Below are 17,320 nucleotides of genomic sequence, written 5' to 3'. Positions count from 1 at the left end.
GTTTGAAGTGTTGTGGAGGAAGACATGGTATCCCAAATGACGCAACCACGCGAACCGGCGGGGTTGCAAGCGAATACGCCCGAGTCGATCGCGGTAGCAATTGAAGGTGTATCGAAGTGGTACGGCGAATTTCAGGTTTTGCGCGACATCAATTTGAATGTGGCGTTCGGCGAGCGGATCGTGGTCTGCGGTCCGTCAGGATCAGGAAAATCGACGCTGATCCGCTGCATCAATCAGCTGGAGACGCACCAGGAAGGCCGGATCGTTGTGGACGGTGTCGAGATGCACGCGAAGATGAAGGGGTTGTCGCATATGCGCCGAGATGTCGGAATGGTATTTCAGCATTTCAATCTGTTCCCTCACTTGAGCGTGATCGACAACTGTACGCTGGCGTTGATCCGTACTGGCCGAGCGTCGCGGGCGGAGGCCAAGGCGATTGCGATGGAAAACCTCAACCGGGTTCGCATACCGGACCAGGCGAAGAAGTATCCGGCACAGCTTTCCGGTGGGCAGCAGCAACGCGTCGCAATTGCTCGTGCGCTCTGCATGAAACCAAAGATCATGCTGTTTGACGAGCCGACGTCAGCGCTCGATCCGGAGATGATCAAAGAAGTACTCGATGTGATGACCGGACTTGCGAACGATGGCATGACGATGATCTGTGTGACTCATGAGATGGGATTCGCTCGTGAAGTTGCTGACCGTATCGTATTTATGGACGGTGGGGAAGTCATCGAATGTGCACCGCCGGATACCTTCTTCCGCAATCCGACGCATATCAGAGCGAAGAAGTTTCTGAGTCAGTTGTTGCACAAATAATGCGAGGTCGCAGCCGACTTCGATAGGAGGGTATCGGCGGCTGCACCAAAACATCGTGAATCGATGAGGAAATTGAGGCCACAAAGAATCCTGCCGGCGTTCGACGGGGCACGAACCTAACGCTGGCATTACGCTCCGAGAGGTTTATACGTTAGGCCCCCAGGTCGTATTGGAAAACGCGCACTCATAGTTGTCGGAGCGAGGAAGCCCGAGTAGTTCGGGCAACGTTGCGGGACCGCGGTTTCAGCCGAGGTTTGCCGCGCAGTGAGGATCGGTGTGGCATTGCAGGATCGATGCGACCGGGGCGATGAAGAATGCGCGGCTCGGGAAACGGGAGAGCACCACCACTTTATGCAAACTAGTTGTTACGTACTACAAATTGATTTTCAATAACTACCACGTTTGGAGACGATGATATGAAGGCGAAATTGCTGGTGGCGTCCGTATTGGCCGGGATCGGAGTGTCCGCCTATGCGCAAAGTACCGTCACGTTGTATGGACTCATCGATGAAGGTTTTGACTTCACGAATAATGCAGCTGGAAGCCGGGCATACGAGCTTCAAAGCGGATACGTGCAGGGTAGTCGGTGGGGACTGAAAGGTACGGAGGACCTCGGTGGCCAGCTGAAGGCCGTGTTTCAGATCGAGAGTGGGTTCAACGTGAACAACGGCAAGCTCGGCCAGGGCGGCCTGATGTTTGGACGTCAGGCATACGTGGGGCTGTCAAGTTCGACGTATGGCAAGCTTACTTTTGGTCGCCAGTATGACTCTGTTGTCGACTACTTCTCGTCGACGACAGCAAATGGAACATGGGCAGGTTATCTGCTCTCGCACCCATACGACAACGACAATACGGATGGCACTTTTCGGGTCAACAATACGGCGAAATATACCAGCCCGAATTTCGGTGGCTTCCAATTCGGTGGCACTTACAGCTTCTCAAATGACACCAATTTCGCCAATAATCGTCAGTATAGTCTGGGAGCACAATATGAGACCGGAAGCATCCTGATCGCGGCGTCCTATCTACAGGCCAACAATCCGTCATCAACCGCGACCGGTGCGATCAACAATGGTGGCGATGAAAATTTTGTGGGTGACCGGCTGCGCATCTTTGGTGCTGGTATCAACTACTATATTGGAAGTGCCACTTTCGGCTTCGCATACTCGAACGTGGATGTGAAGAATCCGGTGAACTCCGGGTACGTGGGCGCTATTACGCCTGTCAGTGGTCCGGCTTCGGACCTCCGCTTCCAGAACTTCGAAATCAATGGCAAGTACCAGTTCACGCCAGCGTTCTATGTTGGCGCGATGTACACCTACACGCACGCGACGATGACCACGGCAGCGGGCAGCTTCCATCCGAACTATCAGACGGTCGGGTTGATGGGCGACTACAACATCTCAAAGCGAACAGACGTTTATCTTCAGGGTGCCTATCAGCATGTAGGAGGAGATACGACGGGTTCAGTGCTGGATTTCGCATATGTACCCGGTGCGTACGGTGTTTCCTCGGGCAACAGCCAGCTCGCTTTGCGCCTCGGGCTCCGTCATAAATTCTAGTCGACTCAGCCAAGCACCAAATCGATGAGATCACGCGGGCTCGAAAACCGATGTCTGTTGACCCAATCTCGCCTCAGCGCGACAGGGGAAAAAGGTGTCGAGCTCGCGTCGTCTAGTGCCGGTGTGAAGGTATTAACTGTTCAAGGAACGAGTTCGACTCAATCCTATAGTTCGCGATTCGGTTGAGGTACCAGCGGCCGTGTGCGACTGGGCATTTCAGCTTCTGCATTAACTGTCTTCCCGGTCGACTACTTGTCGGCACAAGGGCGTTACCAGTGCCAACGCTAGACGTTGGCTACTGCCACCCTCAAGTCCACTCCTGAGGCGTTTCCTCGCCACTCGGCAACGTGAGGCCAACGGTCGGCAACGGCAACGCTGTCTTGTACCGCACCTGCTTAAGCGCAAAGCTGGAGCGGATGTTCGACACGCCAGGTATTTTCGTGAGCCATTGGACGATGAAGTGCTCAAGGCTTTGCATGTCCGGCACGACGACGCGCAACAGATAATCGGCGTCGCCTGTCATCAGATAGCACTCCATCACTTCTGGCCGATCCTCGATCTCCTTTTCAAAAACGCGTAACGCGTCTTCTACCTGTTGTTCGAGGCTAACCTGAATGAACACATTGATACGTAACCCGAGCGCGCCGGCGTCGAGTAGGGTCACGTGTTGGCGGAACAGGCCGAGCTTTTCAAGTGCGCGTACGCGATTGAAGCAGGGAGTGGGCGAGAGGTTAACCGCGCGGGCGAGCTCAGCGTTTGTGATACGCGCATTGTCCTGCAACTGCCGCAGGATCGCGATGTCGGTGCGGTCTAACCGGCGGGTCGGGAGTTTTGTTTCGGACGTCATAGTATGGAAATCTCATGTGAGGCATCGTTACCAGAATTTATACCCTATTTGAGCTGAAAACTCCCCCACAAAAGAGACGCACATTTTGTGATGGGATGGATAAGCTCTTCCCATGTCCTCGAACTCGAAATTCCGACCCGCACGAGTCTCGAAGCTCACGAATCTCACTGTTTAGCCTGGAGTTTCCATGACCGATCTATCGAGCGGTGTTCAGCCCGTTCTTGCCCTCAATCAAGCCCGCATGGACAACGACCCGCAGGAAACTGCCGAGTGGATCTCCGCACTGGATGGCGTGGTGGAGCATGTCGGGCTCGGACGTGCCCAGTATCTTTTCGACCGCCTGGCCGCGCATGCATTGTCGAGCGGCATCGCAACGGCGCGTGCGAACGTCACGCCCTATGCGAACACCATCCCGGTCGAACAGCAGCCGCCGTTTCCAGGTGACGTCGATACCGAAGAGCGACTCGCCGCTGCACTACGCTGGAATGCGCTCGCGATGGTGGTGCGAGCGAACCGCGCTTACGGCGAACTCGGTGGACATATCGCGAGCTACGCATCGGCAGCGGATCTTTTCGAGGTTGGATTCAACCACTTCTTTCGCGGTGCGAACGATGCTCATGGCGGTGACCTCATCTATTTTCAGCCCCATTCGTCGCCGGGAGTATACGCGCGCGCATTCCTTGAAGGTTTCCTGAGCGAGCAGCATCTGGAGCACTACCGTCGCGAGATCGCGGGTCCGGGTCTGTGTTCCTATCCGCATCCGTGGCTGATGCCTGACTTCTGGCAGTTTCCGACGGGATCGATGGGCATCGGCCCTATCAACTCGATCTACCAGGCGCGCTTCATGCGTTACCTGCAGAACCGTGGGCTGCTCAAAACGGAAGGCCGCAAGGTCTGGGGCTTCTTTGGCGACGGCGAGATGGACGAGCCCGAATCGATCGGTGCCTTGTCGCTCGCCGCACGCGAGCGGCTCGACAACCTCGTTTTCGTGATCAACTGCAATCTGCAGCGACTTGACGGCCCCGTGCGAAGTAACGGCCGCATCATTGACGAACTCGAGGCGCAATTCACGGGGGCGGGCTGGAACGTCATCAAGGTCGTGTGGGGTTCTGATTGGGACGGTCTTTTCGCACGCGATCGCACCGGCGCGTTGTTGCGAGCGTTTGCTCATACCGTCGATGGACAGTTTCAGACCTTCTCTGCCAATGACGGCGCCTACAACCGCGAACGCTTCTTCGGACAGAACGAGGAACTGGCTGCGCTTGCCGCGCATCTGAGCAACGACGATATTGACCGCCTGCGCCGCGGTGGCCATGACGTACGCAAGCTGTATGCGGCGTACAACAGGGCACTGAAACATGCAGGGCAGCCTACGGTGATTCTCGCGAAGACAATGAAGGGCTTCGGCATGGGCTCGATCGGCCAGGGCCGGATGACCACGCATCAACAGAAGAAGCTCGACGTCGAACAACTGAAAGCGTTTCGCGACCGGTTCCGCTTGCCCCTCTCCGACGAAGACGTCGAGCAGCTGCGGTTCTACAGGCCGGCGGACAACAGTCCAGAAATGCGGTACCTGCATGCCCGGCGCGAAGCGCTCGGCGGGTATCTGCCCCGCAGGCGGACAACCGCGTCGCAAATGCTGCCTGTTCCCGCATTGCCGGCGTGGGGGCAATTTGCGCTGGACGCGAACGGCAAGGAGATGTCGACCACGATGGCGCTCGTGCGGATGCTCGGGAGCCTTCTGAAAGACGCGTCGCTCGGCCCTCGCATTGTTCCCGTAGTCGCCGATGAGGCACGCACGTTCGGTATGGCGAATCTGTTCCGGCAGGTTGGGATCTATTCGCCGCTCGGGCAGCTGTACGAGCCCGAAGACATGGGCTCAATGCTGTATTACCGGGAAGATACGGGCGGACAGATACTGGAAGAGGGCATTTCGGAGGCGGGCGCTGTGTCCTCGTGGGTCGCCGCAGCCACTTCATACAGCGTGCACGACCTGCCCATGCTGCCGTTCTACATCTACTACTCGATGTTCGGTTTCCAGCGCATCGGCGATCTCATCTGGGCTGCCGCTGACCAGCGTGCGCGTGGCTTTCTGATCGGTGCAACGGCGGGGAAGACGACACTCGGTGGCGAGGGTTTGCAGCATCAGGACGGCACGAGCCATCTGGCGGCCTCGACGGTACCGAACTGCCGCGCCTACGATCCGGCATTCGCGTACGAGGTGGCCATGATCGTAGACGAAGGCATGCGCGAGATGATTGAACGTCAGCGCGATGTGTTCTATTACCTGACGGTGACGAACGAGAACTACGCACAGCCTTCACTTCCGGATGCACCCATCGAAAGCGTTCGTGATGGTGTGCTCAAGGGCATGTATCCGCTTGACACAACATCGCTCGATCGGGCTGAGGTCCAGTTGCTCGGTTCGGGGGCGATTCTGGGCGAAGTGCAGGCGGCCGCGCGCTTGCTGAAGGAAGACTGGAACATCGAAGCATCAGTGTGGAGCGTCACCAGCTTTACCGAGCTGCACCGGGACGGTGTCGCGTCCGAACGCACCGATCGCTTGTTCGACGAGGATCGCGCTGCCGCTCCGTATGTGACGTCTGCGTTGTCTCCCACGCACGGGCCCGTGATCGCGGCGACAGACTATGTGCGCGCCGTTCCCGAACTCATTCGTGCATATGTGCCGCGGCGCTATGTGACGCTTGGCACCGATGGCTTCGGACGCAGTGACACCCGTGCGGCGCTGCGGGCCTTCTTCGAAGTCGACCAACATTCGATCGCGATTGCCGCGCTGAAAGCGCTCGCGGACGACGGTGCAGTAGCGGTCGAGCTCGTCAGGCGTGCCGTTGATCGCTATGGCAAGCATGACGCGAACCGGGCCGCGCCGTGGCAACGGTGACGGGCAGGCACTACCGGAGCTAATAATGAAGATTGCGGGTGCTGAGATCCAACAGGTTGCGAAAGCCGGCGCTCCGGATACTTCGGGCAGGGACGGCGATGCATCGGGAGCACAGATTGTCCTGTCCGTCCTGCGCGGGGAGGGTGTTGAGACGGTTTGGGGGTATCCAGGCGGCGCGGTCCTGCCGCTTTACGATGCGCTCCACGAATCCATCGATGTTACCCATTTGCTGGTTCGCCATGAACAGGCCGCCGTCCACGCGGCGGATGGTTTCGCGCGCGCGACGGGAAAGGTCGGCGTAGCGCTGGTGACATCGGGGCCGGGTGTGACGAACGCGGTGACAGGCATTGCGACTGCCTATTTCGATTCCATTCCGATGGTGGTGATCTCCGGTAACGTGCCCACACACTCTATCGGAACCGATGCGTTTCAGGAGTGCGATGCTGTCGGAATTACCCGGTCGATCGTCAAGCATAACTTTCTGGTGCTGGATGTCTCTCAACTGGCGAAGACGCTCAAAAGCGCGTTTCATATCGCCCGCACCGGACGCCCCGGGCCTGTGCTGGTGGATATTCCCAAAGACGTGCTTCAGGCGAAGACGCCATTGCGCATACCTGAATCCGTCACGCTGCGATCCTACCGTCCGCGCACGGAACCTCATGCGGGACAGGTGCGGCGGGCCGCCGAGGCGCTCGCGCGCTCGCGCCGGCCATGCATTCTCGTTGGCGGCGGAGCGGTTGCATCGGCTGCCAGCGGGGAGATTGCGGAACTCGTGCGGCGACTCGATGCCCCGGTGACGAACACGTTGATGGCGCTTGGCGCCTTTCCCGCTTCGGATAGGCGGTGCCTCGGAATGCCAGGACTGCATGGAACGTACGAAGCCAACATGGCGATGCAGCATTGCGACGTACTGATTGCGCTCGGTGCGAGATTCGATGACCGGGTCATTGGAAATACCGGGGACTTTCGGTCAGATAGCAGGACGACTATTCATGTTGATATTGATCCCGCGACAATCGACAAGCGGGTGCAGGTTGACATTCCGATCGTGGGAGACGTGAAGACCGCGGCGCGCGCGATACTGAGACAGCTCGAAGCACAACGTATTCATGCTGGGCACCGGAAGGACTGGTGGACACAGATTGAGACTTGGCGTGAGAAGCGCTGCCTCGCCTATGAGCCGGCAGAAGATGTAATCAAGCCTCAGTTCGTCATTCAGCGACTTTGGGAAGCTACCGGAGGCGATGCCTATATCTGTTCGGATGTCGGACAGCACCAGATGTGGGCCGCGCAGCTGTATGGATTCGATAAACCTCGCCGATGGATCAACTCGGGAGGCCTCGGAACCATGGGTGTCGGACTGCCCTATGCGATGGGCGTCAAACGCGCGCTTCCGGACGCGGATGTGGTCACAGTAACCGGAGACGGCTCGATCCAGATGTGTATCCAGGAGTTGTCGACCTGCAGGCAGTACGACCTCGGGGTGAAAATCGTTTCCCTCAACAACGGCTATCTCGGCATGGTAAGGCAGCTGCAGCATGTGACTTATAGCGACCGTTACTCCCACTCGTACATGGACGCGTTGCCTGACTTTGTCGCACTTGCCCGCGCTTATGGGCATGTCGGCTTTCGCATCGATCGACCATGCGATGTCGAGCCCGTGCTGCGCGAAGCACTTGCCATGAAGCAGCGTACGGTATTCATGGACTTTGCCATCGATCCGTCCGAGAACGTCTGGCCTATGGTTCGAGCGGGCGCGGGACTGACGGACATGCTGATGAATTCGCGCGATGTCGACCGGTAGTTCAGCATGGCTAATGTTCAACATAGCCAGGACTTCGGGCAGCCCGGCGCCTGCTGCCTGTTCTGGCATTGACGCATTCGCGAGAAACACTACGCAACGATCGTTGCGCTCGCCTTGGACCGCGATTGGGAGATTACTGAAGTGCGTGTAACAGAGATTAAGGTGCCTGACATCGGCGACTACAAGGGCGTCCCCGTCATCGAGGTACTGGTTGGCCCCGGTGATGTAGTACGGGAGGAGCAATCGCTGGTTACGCTGGAGTCGGACAAGGCCACCATGGACGTGCCCAGTCCTTTTGGTGGCGTCGTTCGGGAAATAAAGCTCAGGGTCGGCGATGCGGTGTCGGAAGGTTCGGTCATCCTGCTCATGGAGCCGCAAGGTGCGGCGGCCGAGGCGGTCACCGGTAAGGTTGACGCGAGCGAGAAGACCGGGCGTCGAGATGGCTCACCCATTGTTGATGAGGAGCGCAGTCCGGCAGGTCATCCATCCGCGCCTGCGCCAGCGGCCGTGATCCCGGAGAAGGAGGTTGGGCTGAGCGGATCAAGCCATGCTTCGCCGTCGGTGCGTAAACTGGCGCGCGACCTCGGCATGGACATCACGCGAGTTCAGGGCACCGGGCCGAAGGGCCGCATCAGCCAGGACGACGTCACCGCGTTCGTGAAGGGCGTGATGACGGGCGCGCTCGCTGCGCCGGCTGGCGCTGCCGCTGGAGTAGCCCCAGCGGCAGCGAGCGGTACGGGCCTGAACCTGCTGCCGTGGCCGAAGGTCGATTTCACGAAGTTCGGCCCGATCGATGCGCATCCGCTGTCGCGCATCAAGAAGATTTCCGGCGCGAACCTGCACCGCAACTGGGTCATGATCCCGCACGTCACGAACAACGACGAAGCGGACATCACCGACCTCGAAGCGCTGCGCGTGCAGTTGAACAAGGAAAACGAGAAGGCGGGCGTGAAGTTCACGATGCTCGCGTTCGTCATCAAGGCCTGCGTCGCGGCGCTCAAGAAGTTCCCGGCGTTCAATGCGAGCCTCGACGGCGACAACCTCGTCTTCAAGCAGTACTACCACATCGGTTTTGCCGCCGACACGCCGAACGGCCTCGTCGTTCCGGTGATCCGCGACGCGGACAAGAAGGGTCTCGTCGACATTGCCAAGGAAATGGCCGAGCTCTCGAAGCTCGCGCGCGAAGGCAAGCTCAAGCCGGACCAGATGCAAGGCGGCTGCTTCTCGATCTCGTCGCTCGGCGGCATCGGCGGCACGCATTTCACGCCGATCATCAACGCACCGGAAGTGGCGATCCTCGGCCTGTCGAAGAGCGCGATGAAGCCGGTGTGGGATGGCAGGCAGTTTGTGCCTCGCCTCATGCTGCCCCTGTCGGTTTCATGGGATCATCGCGTCATTGATGGCGCAGAAGCTGGCCGCTTCAATGCCTGTCTCGTCACGATTCTGGCCGACTATCGACGGGTATCGCTTTGATCCGCGACGAGCTCCGGTACAACCGCAGGGAAGAAATCAATCCATGACGCTTATCGATGTAAAAGTGCCGGATATCGGCGACTTCAGGGACATTGAGGTCATTGAAGTCAACATCAAGACCGGTGATGTGATCGAGAAGGAGCAGACGCTGCTCTCGCTCGAGTCGGACAAGGCCACGATGGAAGTGCCCAGCGACGTCGCGGGCACCGTCAAGGAAGTGAAGATCAAAGCCGGCGACAAGGCTTCGCAGGGCACGGTGATCGCGCTGGTCGAGGCTTCAGAAGGCGCAGCGGCGCCGGCTCCGAAGGCTGAAGCGCCGAAGGCAGCAGCGCCGAAGGCAGCAGCGCCGGCGCCGCAAGCCGGCAGCTTCAGCGGCAGCGCCGATGTCGAATGCGACATGCTCGTGCTCGGCGCGGGCCCCGGCGGCTACTCGGCGGCGTTCCGCTCCGCCGACCTCGGCATGAAGACCGTGCTGGTCGAGCGTTATTCGACGCTTGGCGGCGTGTGCCTGAACGTGGGCTGCATCCCGTCGAAGGCGCTGCTGCACACGGCGCTCGTGATCGACGAAGCCGAAGCGCTCGGCTCGCACGGCATCACGTTCGGCAAGCCGCAAATCGACCTGGACAAGTTGCGCGACTTCAAGTCGGGCGTCGTCAAGAAGCTGACGGGCGGCCTCGCCGGCATGGCGAAGGCGCGCAAGGTCGAAGTCGTGACGGGCGTGGGCGCGTTCCTCGATCCGAACCACATGGAAGTGGTGGGCGAGAACGGCAAGAAGATCGTCAAGTTCAAGCAGGCGATCATCGCTGCGGGTTCGCAGGCCGTGAAACTGCCGTTCATGCCGGAAGATCCGCGCGTGGTCGATTCGACCGGCGCGCTGGAACTGCGTCAGATCCCGCAGGAGATGCTTGTGATCGGCGGCGGCATCATCGGTCTGGAAATGGCCACCGTCTACGCGACGCTCGGCGCGCAGATCGACGTCGTGGAAATGCTCGACGGCCTGATGGCCGGTGCGGACCGCGACCTCGTGAAGGTCTGGGAGAAGTACAACGCGAAGCGCTTCGCGAACGTCATGCTCAAGACCAGGACCACGAACGCCGAGGCGAAGGACGACGGCATCTATGTGTCGTTCGAGGGCGAAAAGGCGCCGGCCGAGCCGCAACGCTACGACCTCGTGCTGGTCGCCGTGGGCCGCTCGCCCAACGGCAAGAAGATCGGCGCGGACAAGGCGGGCATAGCGGTGACGGATCGCGGCTTCATCGAAGTCGACAAGCAGATGCGCACCAACGTCCCGCACATCTTCGCGATCGGGGATGTGGTCGGCCAGCCGATGCTCGCGCACAAGGCCGTGCATGAAGGCCACGTGGCGGCGGAAGCGGCGCACGGCGAGAAGGCGTACTTCGACGCGCTGCAGATTCCTTCGGTGGCTTACACCGATCCGGAAGTGGCGTGGGCCGGCAAGACCGAAGACCAGTGCAGGGCCGAAGGCATCAAGTACGGCAAGGCGGTGTTCCCGTGGGCCGCTTCGGGCCGCGCGATCGCCAACGGCCGCGACGAGGGCTTCACGAAGCTGATCTTCGACGAAGAGACGCATCGCGTGATCGGCGGCGGCATCGTCGGCCTGAACGCGGGCGACCTCATCAGCGAAGTCTGCCTCGCGGTGGAAATGGGCGCGGATGCGACCGACATCGGCAAGACGATTCACCCGCACCCGACGCTGGGCGAGTCAATCGGCATGGCCGCCGAGCTGTACGAGGGCGTCTGCACCGATGTGCCGCCGAAGCGCGGAAACGCAAGTCCCAAGTAAGTCTAGGTCTTGGTGGCGCTATCAACCGCGTGTTAACGACTGTTGATCTTCAGGGGCGCAGTACCGTCGCCGTCGAAATGATGGAGGAACTTATGGCGATTTCGGGAGTGTCGTTGAGACGTATGGTCCAGGACTGCCTGGCACCCGACCCGAGGAGAGGATTTCGAGTCAGCCATTACGGACGGTACGGGACGAGGCCATGCTGGCGATGCACCGGATATGCCAGCAACTGGTCCGGATCCGCGTCATGCAGGTCAACCAGCTTCGAGGGCTGCTCTACGAATTCGGTATCGTGCTGCCGCAAGGTCGCCGGGCATCGATCGAGGCCGCGAAAGTCGCGCTGGCGTCACTGGCCGAGCAGCTGCCAGCCATGCTCGCAGACAGCCTGCAGGACCAGTTCTCGCGGCTTCGCGCACTCGACGATCAGATCGCACGGATCGAGCAGCGCATTCTCGATTGGCGCCGCAATGATGATGCATGCAAACGCATCTCGGAGATTCCTGGCGTGGGTGTCCTCACGGCGACTGCTGCGGTATCGGTCATCGGACAGGCACAGACGTTTCGCTCCGGACGGGAATTTGCCGCCTATCTGGGGCTCGTACCGCGACAGAACAGCTCCGGCGGCAAGGTGAAGCTCGGCAGCATCAGCAAGTCAGTATGACTCCCGTTCGGCAAGGCTGGCCGCCGTGCGGTTGTAGACGCGGGTTAGCATTGCTGCCAGAGCCGCATTGAGCGGGGACGAAACCACGGCTCAACGGTTCATTCCGACGCGGAGGCCAGCATGGAACACGATAGCACCCTGTACGTGGGCCTGGATGTCCACAAGGATTCGATTACGGTCGCCTATGCAGTTGGGATGGGCGACGTCGAACTGTTCGGCAAAGTCGGCACCATGCAGATTGACGTGGATCGGCTGTGCAAACGTCTGCAATCGAAAGTGCCACATATCTTCTTTGTCTATGAGGCCGGCCCTTGCGGTTACGGCCTCTACCGACGGCTGATCGATAAAGGTTTCGATTGCATGGTTTGCGCACCATCACTAATTCCCCGCAAGCCAGGTGAGCGTGTCAAGACGGACCGCCGTGACGCGATCAAGCTGGTACGCTCGCTACGCGCCGGCGACCTTTCGGCAGTGCATGTGCCCACGGTTGAAGACGAAGCGTTTCGCGACCTGGCACGCGCCTGGTCGGCCGCCAGGGAAGACCTGAAGGCAGCGCGCTGCCGGCTCAAATCGTTCCTGCTTGCCCACGGTGTTCACTATCTCGGCCGTCCGAACTGGGGACCGACACACAGGCGCTGGTTAAGTACGTTCTCATTCGATAGTGCGTGGCAGCAACTTGCGTTTAACGAGCATCGGCGCACGATTGAGGACCGGCTCGCGCAATGCCAGCGACTGGAAGTGGCATTACGTGAGGCCGTTCCCGACTGGCGTTTCTATCCGGAGGTACTCGCGTTACAGGCCATGCGGGGAATCAACTTCACGTCGGCGATCGGCCTGGCGTCCGAATTGGGCGACCTCGGGCGCTTCGAACATCCGCGACAGCTGATGGCATGGATTGGCGTGACACCATCAGAGCATTCATCCGGTGGAAAGCGACGCCAAGGCAGCATTACCAAGACTGGCAACAGCTACGCGCGCAAGCTGTTGGTCGAATCCGCCTGGAGCTATCGGCATCCTGCACGGGTGAGTATCGACATCCAGCGCCGGCATGAAGGTCTACCCAAACCGATAATCGATCGTGCCTGGGACGCTCAACTAAGGCTATGCCGCCGGTATCGGAGACTCGTAGCCAAAGGCAAATCCGCACATGTTGCCATCATCGCTGTCGCGCGCGAGCTGGCTGCCTTCATCTGGGACGTCGGTCGACTCGGGATAGCTTTGGCGGTACCGCACAATGCGCAAACGGCATAAACAGGGGACGCTACTGAAGCAAGACCAACGACCATCGGAAGTTTCCTGAAGGCGGCGCAGCCCGGTATTCGAGTAGCCCGCGACCTCGTTTGGCAACGGCATCAGTCGACTTGCGTAGCAAGAAAGCGGCAGGCTCATGAGACGGACCTCTGTAATGCGGCAACCAACCCGCGAATATCAGCGTGATTCACCGTCGAGATTTACTGCTACGCCGCCCTCAGGAAATTTGCTCTAACCATGGAGTAGATCTTGAAAATCGATCCCGATTGACAGCGGGAGTCATATCAGCGTGGCGACGTGTATCTGCGAACGCTGCTGATCCACGGTGCGCGATCGGTCATCGTAAGCGCAAGGCACTTGCCGGAGCGCTTGCGCCAGATGCTGTCCCGTCGTCCAACGAACGTCGTAGCTGTTGCACTCGCCAACAAGATGGCGCGAACAATCTGGGCGCTCCTCGCGTACGGCCGAACGTATGAAGCAGCTCAAGCGCAGTGACCACGCTTCAAAGGCAGTAACCCCATTCACGGTTGCACAGGTGTACTGAGTGATGGCAAGACAGGTTGGACCGCGCAAAGGCAAGCCTGAGACATTTCTCGGACCTCGAGTCCGCAAATTAGATTAGGACCTTTGCGGCGAAATCCATCGGGGCCGGCGGGCATGCCCGCGATCGAGTCCGGATATAAGTCCGCAACCACCCTCCTCGCCACGCACAATCACCTTGCAAATGGGAGGCGACCATATAAGAAATGTCCGGTTTTTAAAGGGTTTTCTGTCTTTCTGGTGTTAAGCCTCCAGCGTGTTGAAGGGGCAGGTGTGAAGCAGCAGGGCACTTAAGTTCGTTCAGCGAACTGTTGCAGACCGCTTGCCTGGCTTACCGGACTGGATGGTTTGCGTTTTACGTTGCGTCACGGCCACGATTGCTGCGTTCATGTCCGCTTGCGTGAACTCGCGCGACTTCTTCGTGCCCGGAACACGTTCGGCCCTGCGTACCTCGATGCCGCGGTTCGTGCGTGAGGGCGAGCCCGAGGCCCGCCGGCCATCGCGCTGCGCCTGCAGCGCCTGCGCCACCTGCAGCGCGTGGGTCAGCCGCTTGTGCTCAATGACCGCGCCCTGATCCACCTCGCTGAGCCGGTCATACTCGCGGTATGGCAGCACACGAGCGTCGGCCCGCAGCTCGATACGCCCGTCCGGGTACTCCCACACCTCGATGTAGCGGTGCACCAGCTTGCGGTTCTGCGGCGTGTCGTCCAGCAGGTACATCACGCGGTCGTACTGCACCGTCAGCGACTTCGTCACGCGTCGCGCTTCGCGCCAGGTGAGCAGGGCGTCCAGATCCTCGTCGGCGCGCAGTGGCCGGTGTGCGTCGTACGGGCTCCTCGGCGGCTTCGCGAAGCGTGCGTTGTAGGCCGCCATGAAGGCCGGCGCATACGCGTTGGCGCCCGCGACGGTACTGATGCCGCGCAGCCGCAACTCCTTCACCAGGCGATCCTGCAGGGTCAGGTGCGCGCGCTCCACGCGCCCCTTGGCCGGGCTGCTGTTGGCGCAGAACGTGTCGATGTTCAACTCGTACATCGCCCGTCCAAAGTGCGTCACGCTGCGCCCGGTCTTGCCCGCGCCCAGGCTGCGGAACACGCTGGCCTTGTCGCTGTACAGCGCCACCGGCTTGCCATAGCGCTCCAGATACGTCCGCGTCGCCTCGAAGTAGCTGAAGGTCGACTCCGTGGCCGTAAAGTGCAGGTGCATCAGGCGGCTGGTCGCATCGTCCACGTACACCAGCAGCGTGCAGGCCGCGGCGCGTTCCTCGAACCAGCGGTGGTCGCTGCCGTCGATCTGGATGAGCTCACCCAGGCACGCCCGCCGTGCGCGCGGCTGGTAGACCTTCGGCGGACGCTGCGCGCGCGGTATCCATAGCCCCGCGTCGCGCATCCATCGACGTACCGTCTCCTTCGCCACCCGGATGCCGTGACACTCGCGCAGCTTCTCGCACGCCAGCGTCGGCCCGAAATCGGCGTAATACTCACGTACCAGCGCCACGGCCCGGGCACGCAGGTCAACAGGCAGCTCCCGGTTGCCGGGCCGCCCACGTCTGGCCGACACCAGGCCCGCCGGGCCACAAGCCTCATAGCGCCGGCACAGCCGGCTGATCTGCCGTTCACCGAGCTGCAGCCGCTCAGCCGCCTGAAAACACCGCAGGCGGCCTTCAACGACCGCCCCGATGACCTTGACCCGCTCGAGTTCGTGCATGCTTGCCGTGATCAGCTCACGTCCGTTCATGGTTTGCCCCTGGTCGACGCCTCACGCGAGCGTGCGCCTCAACCAGGGCAGGAATCGGACATCACTAATGAGCCAGCGGACACTACAACTTAGCCCGTACATTCCAATGTCAAACCCATTTTCAGATGTCCGCTTCCCGGCCAAGTTCAAGTGTCCGCTTTTGCGGGGTTCAGGTTTTGTCTTTCACGGGTTGCAGCTCACGCAGTGTCGAAGATCGGATCATGAACGGGCAGGGCATTCGCCCCTGTTCCATTAACGCCTGCTGATCGATGACCTGGTTTGCGCTGGGCCTGCGAAGGCTGCTTTTGCCCGGCCAGGTCGACGATCACCTGCTCGATGTCGGCCTGTGTAAATTCGCGTTGCTTCTTCCTGCGCGCGTGGCCTTGCTTGCGCTCCGTTCGGGTCGAGTCCCCACGGTGCGTTCGCGAAGGCGCTTTACCAATCCGTTCGTTATCGCGCTGGGCCTGAATCACCTGCGAGACCTGAAGTACGTGACTTAGCCGCTTGTGCTCAACCACTGCGCCCTGGTCCACCTCGGTCAGCTTGTCGTATTCGCGGTACGGGACCACGCGGCCATCCGCCCGCAGCTCGATGCGTCCGTCCGGATACTCCCAGACCTCGATATACCGATCGATCAGCTTGCGGTTCTCCGGTGTATCGTCCAGCAGGTACAGCACACGGTCGTACTGCACCGTCAGCGACTTCTTGACCTTCCTCGGTTCGCGCCACGTCAGCACCGTATCGAGGCTCTCATCGGCCCGCAGCGGCCGGTGCGCATCGAACTCACTCTTCGGCGGCTTGGCAAAGCGTGCGTTGTAGGCGGCCATAAAGGAGGGCGCATATGCATTGGCTTCGGCCAGCGTACTGATGCCGCGCAGCCGCAGTTCCTTCACCAGGCGGTCCTGCAGCGTCAGATGCGCGCGCTCCACGCGGCCCTTGGCCGAGCTGCTGTTGGCGCAGATCGTGTCGATGTTCAGCTCGTACATCGCGCGACCGAACGGCGTCACGCTGCGTCCGGTACGCTCGGCGCTGGTGTTGCGGAATACGCTGGCCTTGTCGCTGTAGAACGCGCCCGGCTTGCCATAGCTCTCGATGTACGCGCGCGTTGCCTCGAAGTAGCTGAACGTCGATTCCGTCTGCGTGAAGTGCAGTTCCATCAGCCGGCTCGTCGCATCGTCCACGTACACCAGCAGCGTGCATTGCGGCGCCCGGTCCTCGAACCACGCATGCTCACTGCCGTCGATCTGGATGAGCTCGCCCAGGCACGTACGCCGTGCGCGCGGCTGATAGATCTTCGGCGGCCGCTGCCGGCGCGCAACCCATAGTCCTGCGTCCATCATGAGTTTGCGCAACGTCTCCTTCGCCAGCTGGATGCCGTGGCATTCCCGGAGCTTCTCGCAGGCCAGCGTGGGCCCGAAATCGGCGTAACGCTCACGGACAATCGATAGCGCCCGGTCTGCCGTTACGCGGTCTAGCCGGTTGTTGCTGGGCCGCGAGCGTCGCCGCGACACGAGGCCTTGCGGCCCGTGCTCACGAAACCGGCCAACCAGCCGGCGAATCTGCCGGGTCGTCAGCCCGAGCCGCTGCGCTGCGCGCAGCGGCTTGAGCCGTGCGTCCACCACGTCCTGAATGAGCTTCAATCTGTCCAGCTCGCGCATCGTCATTGTTATCCGTTCTGTTGCCGCCATTAAAGCTCCCAAACACTGGATTCCCAGCGATCTGTTAGCTTACGATCGTCCAAAAAGCGGACATCTGAACTTGGCTAAAAGCGGACACTACAACTTAGCCCGTACATCCAAATGTCAAAGCCATTTTCAGATGTCGGGGTCCCGGCTAAATACAGATGTCGGGGTTGAGGTTGGTTCTGGGTGTGGTTGTTTCGCAGTCCTTTATATCTATCTGGAGGGGGTTTTTAGCACCGAG

At 60.3% G+C, this 17,320-nt stretch carries 12 protein-coding genes and 1 pseudogene; 10 read left to right on the top strand and 3 right to left on the bottom strand.

What is annotated here, in order from left to right:
* Positions 1-36: 36 nt before the first annotated feature.
* Complete coding sequence (locus tag AB3X98_RS40765; RefSeq protein ID WP_342925248.1) at positions 37-819, top strand: amino acid ABC transporter ATP-binding protein; 783 nt, start codon at positions 37-39, stop codon at positions 817-819.
* A gap of 416 nt (positions 820-1,235) precedes the next feature.
* Positions 1,236-2,381, top strand: a complete 1,146-nt coding sequence (locus AB3X98_RS40760) for a porin (RefSeq protein ID WP_342925249.1) — start codon at positions 1,236-1,238, stop codon at positions 2,379-2,381.
* 307 nt (positions 2,382-2,688) lie between these two features.
* Here the strand turns inward: AB3X98_RS40760 and AB3X98_RS40755 are convergent, their stop codons facing one another.
* Positions 2,689-3,228 (bottom strand): Lrp/AsnC family transcriptional regulator, encoded by a 540-nt coding sequence (locus AB3X98_RS40755; protein ID WP_069268820.1) that lies wholly within the window; start codon positions 3,226-3,228, stop codon positions 2,689-2,691.
* Positions 3,229-3,415: 187 nt separating this feature from the next.
* Here AB3X98_RS40755 and mdeB point away from each other — a divergent pair, with 187 nt between their 5' ends.
* The 7 genes and pseudogenes from mdeB to AB3X98_RS40720 all read left to right on the top strand — a co-directional run.
* Complete coding sequence (gene mdeB, locus AB3X98_RS40750) at positions 3,416-6,130, top strand: alpha-ketoglutarate dehydrogenase (protein WP_342949923.1); 2,715 nt, start codon at positions 3,416-3,418, stop codon at positions 6,128-6,130.
* 25 nt (positions 6,131-6,155) lie between these two features.
* On the top strand, positions 6,156-7,934 hold the full coding sequence (gene ilvB, locus AB3X98_RS40745; RefSeq protein WP_368607027.1) for a biosynthetic-type acetolactate synthase large subunit: 1,779 nt from the start codon (positions 6,156-6,158) through the stop codon (positions 7,932-7,934).
* Positions 7,935-8,033: 99 nt separating this feature from the next.
* The gene (gene aceF / locus AB3X98_RS40740) at positions 8,034-9,407 is read left to right on the top strand and encodes a dihydrolipoyllysine-residue acetyltransferase (protein ID WP_368610434.1); all 1,374 of its coding nucleotides are present in this window, start codon (positions 8,034-8,036) and stop codon (positions 9,405-9,407) included.
* A gap of 43 nt (positions 9,408-9,450) precedes the next feature.
* Complete coding sequence (lpdA, locus tag AB3X98_RS40735) at positions 9,451-11,211, top strand: dihydrolipoyl dehydrogenase (protein WP_368610433.1); 1,761 nt, start codon at positions 9,451-9,453, stop codon at positions 11,209-11,211.
* 199 nt (positions 11,212-11,410) lie between these two features.
* Positions 11,411-11,872: an IS110 family transposase gene (locus tag AB3X98_RS40730; protein ID WP_368607135.1), complete on the top strand. Its 462-nt coding sequence runs from the start codon at positions 11,411-11,413 to the stop codon at positions 11,870-11,872.
* A gap of 120 nt (positions 11,873-11,992) precedes the next feature.
* Positions 11,993-13,123: an IS110 family transposase gene (locus AB3X98_RS40725; protein WP_368607136.1), complete on the top strand. Its 1,131-nt coding sequence runs from the start codon at positions 11,993-11,995 to the stop codon at positions 13,121-13,123.
* Between the two features lie 285 nt (positions 13,124-13,408).
* Positions 13,409-13,618, top strand: a pseudogene (locus tag AB3X98_RS40720) (IS110 family transposase); the annotation flags it as partial.
* Between the two features lie 345 nt (positions 13,619-13,963).
* Here the strand turns inward: AB3X98_RS40720 and AB3X98_RS40715 are convergent.
* On the bottom strand, positions 13,964-15,397 hold the full coding sequence (locus tag AB3X98_RS40715; protein WP_368607137.1) for an ISNCY family transposase: 1,434 nt from the start codon (positions 15,395-15,397) through the stop codon (positions 13,964-13,966).
* A gap of 197 nt (positions 15,398-15,594) precedes the next feature.
* Positions 15,595-17,085 carry an ISNCY family transposase gene (locus tag AB3X98_RS40710; RefSeq protein ID WP_368607138.1) on the bottom strand — a complete coding sequence of 497 codons (1,491 nt, stop codon included), beginning with the start codon at positions 17,083-17,085 and terminating at the stop codon, positions 15,595-15,597.
* Between AB3X98_RS40710 and AB3X98_RS40705 the strand changes: the two genes are divergently transcribed.
* The coding region (locus AB3X98_RS40705; protein WP_368607139.1) for a hypothetical protein at positions 17,027-17,320 on the top strand (294 nt) is incomplete at its 3' end. The genes AB3X98_RS40710 and AB3X98_RS40705 overlap by 59 nt on opposite strands.

The organism is Paraburkholderia sp. BR14312 (genome assembly GCF_040948675.1).
Taxonomy (GTDB): domain Bacteria; phylum Pseudomonadota; class Gammaproteobacteria; order Burkholderiales; family Burkholderiaceae; genus Paraburkholderia; species Paraburkholderia nodosa_A.
Note: the sequence above shows the minus strand (reverse complement) of the source record. Positions and strands in the feature narration are given on the sequence as shown.

What these genes read in the sequence shown, in the direction of transcription:
- AB3X98_RS40715 (WP_368607137.1), bottom strand. Translation starts at nt 15,397, where the DNA reads ATGAACGGACGTGAGCTGATCACGGCAAGCATGCACGAACTCGAGCGG.
- AB3X98_RS40730 (WP_368607135.1), top strand. Translation starts at nt 11,411, where the DNA reads ATGCTGGCGATGCACCGGATATGCCAGCAACTGGTCCGGATCCGCGTC.
- AB3X98_RS40710 (WP_368607138.1), bottom strand. Translation starts at nt 17,085, where the DNA reads ATGGCGGCAACAGAACGGATAACAATGACGATGCGCGAGCTGGACAGA.
- ilvB (WP_368607027.1), top strand. Translation starts at nt 6,156, where the DNA reads ATGAAGATTGCGGGTGCTGAGATCCAACAGGTTGCGAAAGCCGGCGCT.
- mdeB (WP_342949923.1), top strand. Translation starts at nt 3,416, where the DNA reads ATGACCGATCTATCGAGCGGTGTTCAGCCCGTTCTTGCCCTCAATCAA.
- AB3X98_RS40725 (WP_368607136.1), top strand. Translation starts at nt 11,993, where the DNA reads ATGGAACACGATAGCACCCTGTACGTGGGCCTGGATGTCCACAAGGAT.
- AB3X98_RS40755 (WP_069268820.1), bottom strand. Translation starts at nt 3,228, where the DNA reads ATGACGTCCGAAACAAAACTCCCGACCCGCCGGTTAGACCGCACCGAC.
- lpdA (WP_368610433.1), top strand. Translation starts at nt 9,451, where the DNA reads ATGACGCTTATCGATGTAAAAGTGCCGGATATCGGCGACTTCAGGGAC.
- AB3X98_RS40765 (WP_342925248.1), top strand. Translation starts at nt 37, where the DNA reads ATGACGCAACCACGCGAACCGGCGGGGTTGCAAGCGAATACGCCCGAG.
- AB3X98_RS40760 (WP_342925249.1), top strand. Translation starts at nt 1,236, where the DNA reads ATGAAGGCGAAATTGCTGGTGGCGTCCGTATTGGCCGGGATCGGAGTG.